The organism is Niveispirillum sp. GW835-FHT14G11, assembly GCF_058793615.1.
On the sequence record NZ_JBXAFZ010000004.1, the window covers coordinates 339,232 to 351,442 of the forward strand.

The 12,211-nt window shown below is 66.7% G+C and carries 10 protein-coding genes; 4 read left to right on the plus strand and 6 right to left on the minus strand.

The window, feature by feature from the left end:
* Window positions 1-117: 117 nt before the first annotated feature.
* The 3 genes from AC1Q7F_RS10160 to AC1Q7F_RS10170 are packed head-to-tail and all read left to right on the plus strand — an operon-like array spanning window position 118 to window position 2,526.
* Complete coding sequence (locus tag AC1Q7F_RS10160) at window positions 118-1,293, plus strand: bifunctional 2-C-methyl-D-erythritol 4-phosphate cytidylyltransferase/2-C-methyl-D-erythritol 2,4-cyclodiphosphate synthase (RefSeq protein WP_492506314.1); 1,176 nt, start codon at window positions 118-120, stop codon at window positions 1,291-1,293.
* A 4-nt stretch (window positions 1,294-1,297) separates the two neighbouring features.
* On the plus strand, window positions 1,298-1,786 hold the full coding sequence (locus AC1Q7F_RS10165) for a CinA family protein (protein WP_492506316.1): 489 nt from the start codon (window positions 1,298-1,300) through the stop codon (window positions 1,784-1,786).
* Window positions 1,783-2,526, plus strand: a complete 744-nt coding sequence (locus AC1Q7F_RS10170) for a nucleotidyltransferase domain-containing protein (protein WP_492506318.1) — start codon at window positions 1,783-1,785, stop codon at window positions 2,524-2,526. The genes AC1Q7F_RS10165 and AC1Q7F_RS10170 overlap by 4 nt, the downstream gene beginning before the upstream one ends.
* A gap of 3 nt (window positions 2,527-2,529) precedes the next feature.
* Here the strand turns inward: AC1Q7F_RS10170 and scpB are convergent, their stop codons facing one another.
* Genes scpB through argS form a run of 6 tightly spaced genes read right to left on the minus strand, consistent with a single transcriptional unit; the run spans window position 2,530 to window position 8,601 of the window.
* Complete coding sequence (gene scpB, locus AC1Q7F_RS10175) at window positions 2,530-3,111, minus strand: SMC-Scp complex subunit ScpB (RefSeq protein WP_492506320.1); 582 nt, start codon at window positions 3,109-3,111, stop codon at window positions 2,530-2,532.
* The gene (locus tag AC1Q7F_RS10180) at window positions 3,108-3,929 is read right to left on the minus strand and encodes a segregation and condensation protein A (RefSeq protein WP_492506322.1); all 822 of its coding nucleotides are present in this window, start codon (window positions 3,927-3,929) and stop codon (window positions 3,108-3,110) included. The genes scpB and AC1Q7F_RS10180 overlap by 4 nt, the downstream gene beginning before the upstream one ends.
* Entirely contained in the window at window positions 3,890-4,573 is a 684-nt protein-coding gene (locus AC1Q7F_RS10185) for a site-2 protease family protein (RefSeq protein WP_492506324.1), read from the minus strand. The genes AC1Q7F_RS10180 and AC1Q7F_RS10185 overlap by 40 nt, the downstream gene beginning before the upstream one ends.
* A 4-nt stretch (window positions 4,574-4,577) precedes the next feature.
* A complete protein-coding gene (gene nagZ / locus AC1Q7F_RS10190) occupies window positions 4,578-5,585 on the minus strand; it encodes a beta-N-acetylhexosaminidase (RefSeq protein WP_492506326.1) in 1,008 nt (335 codons plus the stop codon).
* A complete protein-coding gene (locus AC1Q7F_RS10195) occupies window positions 5,575-6,843 on the minus strand; it encodes an SPOR domain-containing protein (RefSeq protein ID WP_492506328.1) in 1,269 nt (422 codons plus the stop codon). The genes nagZ and AC1Q7F_RS10195 overlap by 11 nt, the downstream gene beginning before the upstream one ends.
* A gap of 12 nt (window positions 6,844-6,855) precedes the next feature.
* Window positions 6,856-8,601, minus strand: coding sequence for an arginine--tRNA ligase (argS, locus tag AC1Q7F_RS10200; RefSeq protein WP_492506330.1), 1,746 nt, complete (start codon window positions 8,599-8,601; stop codon window positions 6,856-6,858).
* A gap of 267 nt (window positions 8,602-8,868) precedes the next feature.
* Here argS and AC1Q7F_RS10205 point away from each other — a divergent pair, with 267 nt between their 5' ends.
* A complete protein-coding gene (locus AC1Q7F_RS10205) occupies window positions 8,869-12,189 on the plus strand; it encodes a transglutaminase family protein (protein WP_492506332.1) in 3,321 nt (1,106 codons plus the stop codon).
* Window positions 12,190-12,211 lie beyond the last annotated feature (22 nt).

Sequence of the window (12,211 nt, forward strand, 5' to 3'; positions counted from 1 at the left end):
GGGCTTGGGTGGAGCGGGTTCCGCCAGCATGGCTTGCCTGCCGAGCAGACCATTGGCGCGCGCGGCCTTCCGCGCTAGGGTCGGCGCCGGTTGTTCACGACATGAGATTGCGTGCCAATGCCCACCTGTACCGCCCTGATCGTCGCCGCCGGCCGTGGCCTGCGCTTCGGGGGCGACATGCCCAAGCAATATCTGCATCTGGCCGGACAGCCCATCCTGCGCCGCACGGTGGAGGCGTTCCTGCGCCATCCGCAGATCACGTCGGTGCGCGTCGTCATCGATCCCGCCTTCAGTGACCTTTACGAGAAGGCTGTGGAAGGGCTGGACCTGCCGCCACCCATCGCCGGCGGGCCGACGCGCCAGGACAGCGTGCTGAACGGGCTGGAGGCGCTGGGCGGCCATGCGCCGGATCTGGTGCTGATCCATGATGCGGCCCGGCCGCTGGTCGATGGCCAGGCCATCAGCGATGTGATCGACGCACTGGAGAATGCCCCCGCCGCCATCGCCGCCACGCCGCTGGCCGACACGCTGAAGCGCGGCACGGTGAAGGCCGGCACCATCGTCAGTGCCGGTACCGTGGACCGCACAGCGCTGTGGCGGGCGCTGACGCCGCAGGGCTTCCGCTTTGCCGACATTTTGCCGGCCCATCGCCGTGCTGCCGGCCTGAACCTGACCGATGATGCCGCCGTGGCGGAGGAAGCCGACCTTCCCGTCACCCTTGTTCCCTGCGACCAGGATAATCTGAAAGTGACCAACCAGGATGATCTGGCGCGTGCAGAAAAGCTGTTCCTGGCCCGGCTGGGCGATATCCGCCTGGGCACCGGGTACGATGTGCACAAGTTCGGCCCCGGCGACCAGGTCTGGCTGTGCGGTGTGTCCGTGCCGCACGATGCCGGCCTGGAGGGGCATTCCGATGCCGATGTGGCACTGCACGCCCTGACCGACGCCATCCTGGGCGCCATCGGCGCCGGCGATATCGGCCTGCATTTCCCCCCCAGCGACCCGCAATGGAAGGGTGCCAACAGCGCCCAGTTCCTGAAGCATGCCGCCGACTTGGTGGCGGCCCGGGGCGGGATCATCGCGCATGTGGATATCACCATCATCTGCGAACGGCCCAAGGTCGGCCCGCATCGCGAGGCGATGGTGACGCGGGTGGCCGACATCCTGGGCCTGTCGCCCACCCGCGTGTCGGTGAAGGCCACGACGACAGAAGGGCTGGGCTTCACCGGCCGGCGGGAGGGCATTGCCGCCCAGGCCGCCGCCACCGTGCGCCTGCCCCTGGTGCTGGAGTAGGCCGATGTTCCCGCCCGACCTGATCCGGATGGCCGAGAATATCCGCGATGCCTATAGGGCGCGCGGCCTATGGCTGGCCACGGCCGAGAGCTGCACGGGCGGGTTGATCGCGGGATGCCTGACGTCGGTGTCCGGATCATCATCGGTCGTGGATCGGGGCTTCGTCACCTATACCAACGAAGCCAAGACGGAGATGCTGGGCGTGCCGGCCGACCTGATCGCCGACCTGGGTGCCGTCAGCGGGCCGGTGGCCGAGGCGATGGCGCAAGGGGCCGTGACCCATAGCAGGGCCGATATAGCCGTGGCGGTGACGGGCATCGCCGGGCCCACGGGCGGGAGTGCGACCAAGCCGGTGGGGCTGGTCTTCATCGCGCGGTCGCGCAAGGGCGGGGATACTTTCGTGGAACGCCATGTCTTTCCCGGCGACCGCGACGCGGTGCGGCTGGCCACGGTGACGCGCGCACTGGAACTGCTGCAGGATGGCGTGGCATGACCGCCATCACCCCGACCATCGATCTGGCCGACGCCATCCTGCGCGAATGGACGGACCAGCCGGACATCATCGCCGCCTTTCTGGCTGGATCGGTGGCCAAGGGCAATGCCGGGCCGGGATCGGACATCGACGCCGTGTTGATCCACCATCAATTGCCGTGCGCCGTGCGCGAGACGCATGAACGCCAGGGCGTAACGGTGGAACTGTTCCTGCACGACCCGGACACGCTGGCCTATTTCTGGGATGCCGACCGCAAGCTGGGCAAGCCGTCGCTGGCCCGCATGGTGGCCAACGGCCTGCCCATCGCCGGCGACCCAGGCCTGATCGAAGAACTGAAGCGCCAGGCGCAAGCCGTGCTGGATGGCGGGCCGCCGGCCCTGTCGCAGGAGGAGTTGCGCACGCGGCGCTATTCCATCTCCGATCTGGCCGCCGATCTGGCACAGCCGCGCAGCGGGTCGGAACAGTTGGCCATCGGCGCCCGGCTTTATATCGAGCTGGCGGATTTCACCGTGCGTGCGGCCGGGGCCTGGACGGGCACCGGCAAGGGGCTGGCCAAAGCGCTGCTGCGCCTGGACCCGATGCTGGCCAGCGCCTTCGAACATGCGTTCGGGGAGCTGTTCGCCGACAAGGATGCGGGCGAAGTGCTGGCGCTGGTCGATCTGTGCCTGGCGCCCTATGGCGGGCGGTTCATGGCGGGCGACCGAAGGCCGGCGCCGGAGGATTGGCGGCTGGGGGATTGAGCCTCAGTCCCCCGTCGGCTCCAGCCCCGGCAGGCCCGGCAGCGAGGCCGACTTGTCCAGCAGGCCGGCGGCGCGCAGATCATCGACGCCGGGGAGGTCGCGCAGCGTTTCCAGGCCGAAATGATCCAGGAAATGCGGGGTGGTGATCCAGGTCAGGGGGCGGCCCGGCGTTTCGCGGCGCCGGCCGGGGCGGATCCATCCGGCCTCCATGAGGATGTCCAGCGTGCCCTTTGAGGTGGCGACACCGCGGATCGCCTCGATCTCCGCCCTGGTCACGGGCTGATGATAGGCGACGATGGCCAGGGTCTCCACGGCGGCACGCGACAGCTTGGCCGTCACCTCTACCTCTGTGCGCAGTTGGTCGCCCAGGTCCGGCGCGGTGCGGAAGGCCCAGCGGCCGCCGGATGCCACCAGGTTCACACCGCGATGGCGATAGAGATTTTCCAGTTGCAGCAACAGCGGCCGCACGGGCACGGGCCCGATGCGTGATTGCAGCGCCTCCTCCGTCACCGGTTCGGCGGATGCGAACAGAATGGCCTCCAGCAGGCGCACCAGTTGGGCATCGGCGTTGAAAAGGTCACTCATGTCCCCTCCCCCTCCCGGCGGGCGCGCAGCTGGATGGGGGCATAGGACCCATCCTGGCGCAGCTCCAGCTTGCCGACCTTGGCTAATTCCAGTATCGCAACGAAATTGCTGGCCAGCATCGACCGCGCCTTCACCCCCTGCCCACGCCAGCCGGCGGGCAGCAGCGTGGAAAGATAGGACCAGTCGGGAATACGGCCCAGCATCGCCTCCAGCCGGGCCACGGCCTGTTCGATCGAGTATAATTCCGTTACCGGAATGGTAAAGGGCGCCTGCCGCGATTGCCGGCCCGAGATGTCGCCGTAGGCCTTGAGCAGGTCATAGAGCGACAGATCATGGCGATGCTTGGCGAAAATCGGCAGATCCTCCGGCTGTCCCCGCGCGAACCGGTCGCGGCCCAGGCGCGGCTGGGCCAGCAGCCGGGCGGATGCGGCCTGCATCGCCTCCAGCCGTTGCAGGCGCAGGGTCAATGCTGCGGCCAGCAGTTCGGCCGAGGGCTCGTCGGGCTGCGGATCGGGCAGCAGCAGGCGGGATTTCAGATAGGCCAGCCAGGCGGCCATCACCAGATAGTCGGCCGCCAGTTCCAGGCGCAGGCGACGCGCCGCGGCCACGAAGGACAGGAACTGTTCGGCCAGTTGCAGAATGGAGATGCGGGTCAGGTCGACCTTCTGGTCGCGCGCCAGGGTCAATAGCAGGTCGATGGGTCCCTCGAACCCGTCGATATCCAGCAGCAGCGCTTCGCCAGTGGCGCCATCATCGGCGGGGGCGTCGAACCCGTCGGTCACAGCCCGGCCAAGATGGCGATATTGCTGACCACCCATTCGGTGGCGGGGCCCAGCACCATGTAGAGCGGGTTGAAATCAAATCCGGCATGGCCGGCCGCAAACGGGATCAGGAAGACCAGCAGCATCATGATGCCGATGCCATAGGGTTCCAGCCGCGCCACGGCATGGGCCGGACCATTGGGCAGGATGCCGACCAGCACCCGCCCGCCATCCAGCGGCGGCAGCGGGATCAGGTTGAACAGGGCCAGCAACACGTTGAACTGCAAGGAGACGACCAGATTGTTCACCAGCCAGTCGGACATGAATTCCGGGGCCAGTGGTGCTACATGCAGCAGCAGGGCCGAAATGAAGGCCAGCAGGAAATTCATACCCGGCCCGGCGGCGGCCACCCAGATCATGTCGCGCTTGGGATTGCGCAGATTGCGGAAATCCACGGGCACGGGCTTGGCCCAGCCAAACATGAAGCCGGTGAAGACGAACATGGTCATGGGCAGCAGCACCGTGCCCACCGGATCGACATGGCGCAGCGGGTTCAGGCTGAGCCTTCCCAGCATCTGCGCCGTGCGGTCGCCGAATTTCAGCGCAGCCCAGCCGTGCGCCACTTCATGCAAGGTAATGGCGAACAGGGCCGGCAGGGCCATGATCGACAGCTTGAACAGGATTTCCTGGAAATCAGGCATCGCCTCACCCCGCCAGCAGCCGGTCGAATTCGGTCCGCAAGCAATTGATATCGGTAGGATGTGCCGCCGCCACAAGTGTGGATGCGGTCGACCAGCGGCGCATGCCAGCCTCGTCCAAGGCACGCGCATGCGCCGCCACGTCCAGCATCTCCGCCATCTGGCCGTTGCAGTGCAGGGCCACGTCGCAGCCGGCGGCCAGCACCGCTGCCGTGCGCTGCCCCAGCGTGCCCGACAAGGCCTGCATGGACAGATCGTCGGAGAATAGCAGACCATCGAAGCCGATATGCCCGCGGATGATGTCGGCGATCACCGTGGGTGAGATGCTGGCCGGCAGGGTGAGGTCGATGTCGGTATAGACGACATGGGCCACCATGGCGGCGGGCAGGTGTGACAGGTGCTTGAACGGCACGAAGTCCCACGCCGCCAGTTCCGCCCGCTTGGTCTGCACGACGGGCAGTTCCTTGTGGCTGTCGGCGAAGGCCCGGCCATGGCCGGGCACATGCTTGACGATCGGCAGCACCCCGCCCGCCAGCAGGCCGGCGGCCTGGGCCCCGGCCAGACGGGCCACGCGGGCCGGATCCATGGCGAAGGCGCGGTCGCCGATCACGTCATGGGCACCGGGCACGGGCACGTCAGCCACGGGGGCGCAATCCACATCGATGCTCAGATCGGCCAGCATGGCAGCCAGCAGGCGGCCATGCAGCCAAGCGGCCCGACCGGCCACCTCCGGGTCGGCAATGCCGCCGACCGCGCGGGCCGGCGGCAGTTCCGGCCAATGGGGGCCGCGCAAACGGGCCACACGCCCGCCTTCCTGATCGATCAGGATGGGGGCATGGCGGCCGACGCTGGCCCGCAAATCCGCCACCAGGGCGCGGACCTGATCGGGGCTATCCACATTGCGGCGGAACAGGATGAAGCCCAGCGGGTTGGCATCGCGGAAGAAATCCCGTTCCGCCGGCAGCAGGGCCGTGCCCGCGCATCCCAGGACCAGGGCGGCGATGTCAGCGGACAATGCTGCACCCCGCACCCTGTGCGGCCATGGCGGCACAGATCTGCTTGGCCCGCGCCTCGTCCACCGGGCCGCCCTGGATGCGGTAGAAGATGCCCTTGGGCAGCTCCGCGCGCACCGTGCGCATGGGCAGGCCGCCCAACTCCGCCGCGAACTTGCGCTGCAGGCGCTGCCATTCGGCCGCCGCCTTGCCCTCGCTGTCCACGGCGGCCACCTGCACGCGCACGGACGGGCCGCCGGTAGCAGGCTTGGGCGGAGCGACGGCGGGCGGCGGGGCCACCAGAGCCTGGGTCACCGGCTTGGGCGCGGCCGGGGCCGGTTGCTGCTGTTGCGGCAGAAGCTGCTGCGGCTGCTGGGTCGGGGCCGGGTTGGTGCGGGTTGGCTGCTGCTGCGGGGCCACAGGGGGCGCGTAGCTGGGCACCGGCTGGGGGGCTGGCTGCTGATAGGCGGGTTCGGGCGGGGCTTCACGCAAGGTGGAGACCTGGCCTTCGCCTTCCTCCGCCATAGGCATATCCTCGGGCGGTTCCACGGCTTCGGCCCGCGGGCGTTCCATCGGCGTCTCGGGCGGAGGCAGCAGACGCTCCACCTCGCCCGGCGGGGCGTTGCTGTTGGGGTTCAAGCGGTCATAGACCAGTTTGTCCTGGTGCGGCACCTCCAGCCCGCCCGGCTGATCCGGGCGGATCTTGGTGGGGCTGGTATCGGCACGCAGGATGGGCGCCACGCTTTCGGTGCCGGCGCGCATGCCCTGGTTATAGGCATAGAAGATGATGCCACCGAACACCAATACGGCACCGGCAATGATACCGATATTCAGCAGGTTGCGGCGCCGCGCCGGCGGAGCCTGATAATAGCCCTGATGCTGCTGCTCGTAATCCTGGTAATAGGCGTCCTGGGCCTGTTGTGCCGCCGGGCCCTGCTGATAGCCATATTGCGGATCATAGCCGTCCTGGGCCGGCGCCTGGGTGCGATAGCCGGCGGCGGCTGGATCCGCATGGGGTTCCGGGTCCGGCACGGGCGACTGGGGCGGCGGCGGCGGGGCGGCATGGCGCTGCGGCTGCACATAATCATCCATCGGGTGCGGTTCGGCCGGCGGATGCGGGGGCTGCTGCGCATACGGGTTATGCGGCGCCTGCGGCGGCTGATAGCCGGCACGCGGGCTGAAACTCGGATCGGCGCGGAAATCGCCGCGCGGGGGCTGGCGACCCGCCGGGGGCGGCGGGGTCTGCTGGCCGTTATCGTCCTCGTCGTCGTGATAGGTCATGGGACCGGCACCTCAACGCATTTCCTTGACGGGCTCCACGCCCAGAATGTCCAGGCCGCAGGCGATGACCTGGGCCACGGCAGTGACCAACGCCAGGCGCGCGCGGGTCAGTTCAACATCCCCCTCGATCAGGAAGCGCATGGACGCGTCGTCCTTGCCCTTGTTCCACAGACCATGGAAGGAGGACGCCAGATCATAGAGATAGAAGGCAACGCGGTGCGGCTCATGAGCTTCGGCCGCAGCTTCCACCATGCGGGGGAAGGACAGCATCTGCTTGACGATAGCCACCTCCTCCGCTGCCGACAGGCGCTGCAGGTCGGCAGCGGCCAGCGATGCTGCCGACAGGTCGGCACCGGCATCCGCCGCATGGCGCAGGACGGAATGGCAGCGTGCATGCGCGTACTGCACATAGAAAACCGGGTTTTCCTTGGACTGCTCCGTAACCTTGGCCACGTCGAAATCGAGCGTCTGGTCGTTGCGCCGGGTCAGCATGATGAAGCGGACGACGCCGGCCCCGACCTCATCCACGATATCGCGCAGGGTGACGAAACGGCCGGCGCGCTTGGACATCTTCACCGGCTGGCCGTCATCCATCAGGTTGACCAGTTGGCAGATCTTGACGTCCAAGGCACCCTTGCCGCCCGTGATGGCGGTGACGGCGGCCTGCATGCGCTTCACATAGCCGCCATGGTCGGCACCCAGCACGTCGATCAGGTCACCACCGCCCCGGCGGAACTTGTCATAGTGATAAGCGATATCGTTGGCGAAATAGGTGTAGGAACCGTCCGACTTCTTCAGCGGCCGATCAACATCGTCGCCGAACTGGCTGGCGCAGAACAGGGTCTGGGGGCGCGGCTCCCAATCGTCGGGCTTCTTGCCCTTTGGCGGCTCCAGCACGCCGGTATAGATCAGTCCCTGATCCTCCAGCGCCTTCAAGGCCAGCTCGACGGCACCGGCATCGACGATGGCGCGTTCGGACGAGAAGACATCATGCTTCACACCCATCTGCGCCAGGTCCTCTTTGATGCGAACCATCATCTGCGCCACGGCGAATTCCCGGAACAGCGGCAGCCAGACGGACTCTTCGACCGTCAGGTACTTGTCGCCGTACATATCCTTCAGCGCCTGGCCCACCGGGACCAGATAGTCGCCGGGATAGAGGCCGGCCGGGATATCGATCGCCTCCCCGAACGCCTCGCGGTAGCGCAGGTGGGCGGAGCGGGCCAGGACATCGACCTGGGCCCCAGCATCATTGATGTAATATTCTTGTGTGACGTCGAAGCCAGCCTTGATCAGCAGACGGGCCAGCGCGTCGCCAACCACCGCGCCGCGCGTGTGGCCGACATGCATGGGGCCGGTCGGGTTGGCCGACACATATTCCACATTGATCGGCCGGCCGGCACCCAGGGTGCTGGCGCCGAAGGCCGGGCCTTCATTCAGCACGTCGGCCAGGCGCGACAGCCAAAGGCCGGTATCGATGCGCAGGTTCACGAAGCCGGGGCCGGCGACCGACGCGTCGGTCACGTTGGCCGCGCCCTTCAGCCGGGCGACCAGGGCGTCGGCGATGACGCGCGGCGGCTTGCCCGCCGGCTTGGCCAGGATCATGGCGGCGTTGGTGGAGACATCGCCATGCGACGCATCGCGCGGCGGCTCCACCGTGATTCGCGAGAGGTCCAGCCCGGACGGCAAGTCGCCAGCACTGATCAACTGGTTCAGCGCATCATGGATCGTGGCTTCGAAGTCTTTGAAAACGTTCATTTTTCCAAACTTGATCGATTATATCCGGGCATGACCGCGCTTTCACGGAATCGGTTGATCCGCGAAGGCTCCCGGCACCCTACACCGAACCCCCGCCAACGCACAGCATGCAGAAATGAAGGGCGGGAATGTGGCGGACCGCAAAGGGCCGCAACCCTTGGGCGGCGCAACAATTGCTGCAACGCAGCTTAACCCTCCTGCCGATTGGTGGTACCGTCATCCAGCCGTCATTGGGCGGGCAAGAGCACAGGTGGGGGGCAGGAGCGAATGGGTATTCATGTCGCGTTGAACCACAAGACCGTCTACCGCTACGACCGGCCGGTCAATCTAGGCCCGCAGATCGTGCGGTTGCGTCCAGCGCCGCATTGCCGCACGCCGATCCTGTCCTATTCGCTGAAGGTCACGCCCAAGAAGCAGTTCCTGAACTGGCAGCAGGACCCGCAATCCAACTGGCTGGCCCGTTTCGTGTTTCCGGAGAAGACCACGGAATTCACGCTGGAGGTCGATCTGGTGGCCGACATGGCCTCCATCAACCCGTTCGACTTCTTCCTGGAACCGGCGGCGGAGAAATTCCCCTTCTCCTATGACCCGTTGCTGGCCAAGGATCTGAAGCCGTTCCTGGAGACCGAGCCGGCGGGACCGCTGCTGTCCGTTTTCCTGTCGGAGGTGGACCGGTCGGAACAGGCGACGGTCAATTTCCTGATGGGCCTGAACTCAAAGCTGCAGCAGGCCATCGGCTATGTCATCCGGCTGGAGCCGGGGGTACAGAGCTGCGAGGAGACGCTGGAGAAGGGTACCGGGTCGTGCCGCGACAGCGCCTGGCTGATGGTGCAGGCCCTGCGCCATCTGGGCCTGGCGGCGCGTTTCGCATCGGGCTACCTGATCCAGCTGGTCGCCGACCAGAAGCCGCTGGAGGGGCCGGAAGGACCGACGGCGGATTTCACCGACCTGCACGCCTGGTGCGAAGTGTATCTGCCCGGTGCCGGCTGGATCGGGCTGGACCCGACCTCCGGCCTGATGGCCGGTGAGGGACATATCCCCGTCGCCTGCACGCCCGATCCGTTCAGCGCCGCCCCGGTCACCGGCGGGCTGGATGAGTGCGAGGTGTCGTTCGAACATGCGATGTCGGTCACCCGCATCCGTGAGCAGCCGCGCACCACCAAGCCCTATTGGCCCGACCAGTGGGCCGCCATCGACGCGCTGGGCAAACAGGTCGATCGCGAGATCGTGGCCGGCGATATCCGCCTGACCATGGGGGGCGAGCCCACCTTCATCTCCATCGACGACATGGACGGGGCGGAGTGGAACACGGCTGCGTTGGGGCCCACCAAGCGCCTGCTGTCGGGCGAGCTGATCCGCCGGCTGCGGCGGCGCTTTGCGCCGGGCGGGCTGCTGCATTTCGGCCAGGGCAAATGGTATCCCGGCGAAAGCCTGCCGCGCTGGGCCTTGCAGCTTTATTGGCGCAAGGATGGCGATGCGCTGTGGACGCATGAGGAATATCAGGCGGACGAGAGCCGGGACTACGGTTTCAAGGCCGAACATGCCGAGCAGTATATCCAGACCCTGGCGGTAAAGCTGGGCATTCCCCCCGACTATGCCCTGCCAGCGTTCGAGGATCCCTGGCACTATATCCAGAAGGAACGCAAGCTGCCGGTGAATGTCGATCCGTTCGACAGCAAGCTGGAGAATGAGGAAGAGCGCACCCGGCTGGCCAAGGTGTTCGAGCGCGGTCTGGACCAGCCTATCGGCTTCGCCCTGCCGCTCAACCGCCGGCACGAGGCGATGGGGCCGGTCTGGCTGTCGTCCGCCTGGGCGACGCGGTCGGAGAAGCTGCTGCTGGCGCCGGGCGACAGCCCGGTGGGGTTCCGTCTGCCGCTGGGCAGCCTGCCCTGGGTGGCGCCGGCGCAATATCCTTACCATTACGAACAGGACCCGTTCGATCCGCGCACACCCCTGCCGGCGTACGAGGATATCAGCCAGCAGATGTCGGTGAACAAGGGCAATACGGAGCCGCGCGAACTGCGCAACCGTATGGCCGATGTGCGCGAGGCTGTGCCCGACCGGGGCCAGTCGGCCTGGTGGGTGGTGCGCACCGCACTCTGCGTGGAGCCGCGCAACGGCCGCCTCTATATCTTCATGCCGCCCACCTCATATCTTGAGGATTGGGTGGAGTTGGTCGCGGCCATTGAGGCGACCTGTGTCGAGCTGGACATGCCCGTGGTGCTGGAAGGCTATGGCCCGCCCAAGGACCCGCGTCTGGCCAGCGTCGCCGTCACCCCCGACCCCGGCGTGATCGAGGTGAACATCCATCCGGTGTCAAGCTGGGACGAGCTGGTGCGCAACACCAACGACCTCTATGAGGATGCCCGGCAGACAAGGCTGGCAACGGAGAAATTTGCGCTGGACGGCCGTCACGTCGGAACCGGCGGTGGCAATCACATCGTGGTCGGCGGGCCGACGCCGGCCGACAGCCCGTTCCTGCGTCGGCCGGATGTGCTGCGTTCCCTGCTGACCTATTGGCAGAACCATCCCGCCCTGTCGTTCCTGTTCTCCGGCACCTTTATCGGCCCGACCAGCCAGCATCCGCGCGTGGATGAGGCGCGCCATGACAGCCTTTACGAGTTGGAGATCGCCTTCAAGGTGCTGGACGAGGCCGGTTCCAACTGCCCGCCCTGGCTGGTGGACCGGGCTTTGCGCCACCTGCTGGTCGATGTACAGGGCAATACCCATCGCAGCGAATTCTGCATCGACAAGCTGTTCAGTCCCGACAGTTCCACGGGCCGACTGGGACTGGTGGAACTGCGCAGCTTCGAGATGCCGCCGCATGCGCAGATGAGCCTGGTGCAGCAGCTTCTGCTGCGTACTCTGATCGCCTGGTTCTGGAAGCAGCCCTATCGCGGCCGGTTGGTCCGCTGGGGCACCAAGCTGCATGAGCGCTTCATGCTGCCGCATTTCGTGCAGCAGGATATCCAGGACGTGGTGAACGACCTGCGCGGCGCTGGGTACGCGTTCGACGAGGCCTGGTTCAAACCGCATATCAATTTCCGATTCCCCACCCTGGGCCATGTCAGCCAGCGCGACCTGACGCTGGAACTGCGCACCGCGCTGGAGCCCTGGCATGTGCTGGGGGAGGAGCCGGGCGGCGGCGGCACGGTCCGTTTCGTAGACAGCAGTCTGGAGCGGGTGCAGGTATTATTGTCCGGGGCACTGGAAGATCGGTTCATCGTCACCTGCAACGGGCGCAAGGTGCCGCTGCACCCGACCGGGACAGGCGGGGAGTTCGTGGCGGGCGTGCGATACCGCGCCTGGCAGCCACCTAACTGTTTGCACCCAACGATCCCCGTGCATACACCGTTGATCTTCGATATCGTGGACAGCTGGACGGGTCGCTCGATCGGTGGCTGCACCTACCACGTGGCACATCCGGGCGGGCGGAACTTCACCACCTTCCCGGTCAATGCCAACGAGGCGGAGGGGCGGCGGCTGGCCAGGTTCTTCCCGTTCGGACACACCCCGGGACCTATGGCGGCCCCGATCGAGATCAGAAACCCCGAATTCCCGTTGACCCTTGACCTACGCCTTGGCTGAAATTCCGCGCAACGGCGCGGGC

Excerpts from the sequence above, each read along its gene's own strand:
- AC1Q7F_RS10205 (WP_492506332.1), top strand. The coding sequence starts at position 8,869 with ATGGGTATTCATGTCGCGTTGAACCACAAGACCGTCTACCGCTACGAC.
- AC1Q7F_RS10195 (WP_492506328.1), bottom strand. The coding sequence starts at position 6,843 with ATGACCTATCACGACGACGAGGACGATAACGGCCAGCAGACCCCGCCG.
- AC1Q7F_RS10165 (WP_492506316.1), top strand. The coding sequence starts at position 1,298 with ATGTTCCCGCCCGACCTGATCCGGATGGCCGAGAATATCCGCGATGCC.
- AC1Q7F_RS10170 (WP_492506318.1), top strand. The coding sequence starts at position 1,783 with ATGACCGCCATCACCCCGACCATCGATCTGGCCGACGCCATCCTGCGC.
- AC1Q7F_RS10160 (WP_492506314.1), top strand. The coding sequence starts at position 118 with ATGCCCACCTGTACCGCCCTGATCGTCGCCGCCGGCCGTGGCCTGCGC.
- scpB (WP_492506320.1), bottom strand. The coding sequence starts at position 3,111 with ATGAGTGACCTTTTCAACGCCGATGCCCAACTGGTGCGCCTGCTGGAG.
- AC1Q7F_RS10185 (WP_492506324.1), bottom strand. The coding sequence starts at position 4,573 with ATGCCTGATTTCCAGGAAATCCTGTTCAAGCTGTCGATCATGGCCCTG.
- AC1Q7F_RS10180 (WP_492506322.1), bottom strand. The coding sequence starts at position 3,929 with ATGGGTGGTCAGCAATATCGCCATCTTGGCCGGGCTGTGACCGACGGG.
- argS (WP_492506330.1), bottom strand. The coding sequence starts at position 8,601 with ATGAACGTTTTCAAAGACTTCGAAGCCACGATCCATGATGCGCTGAAC.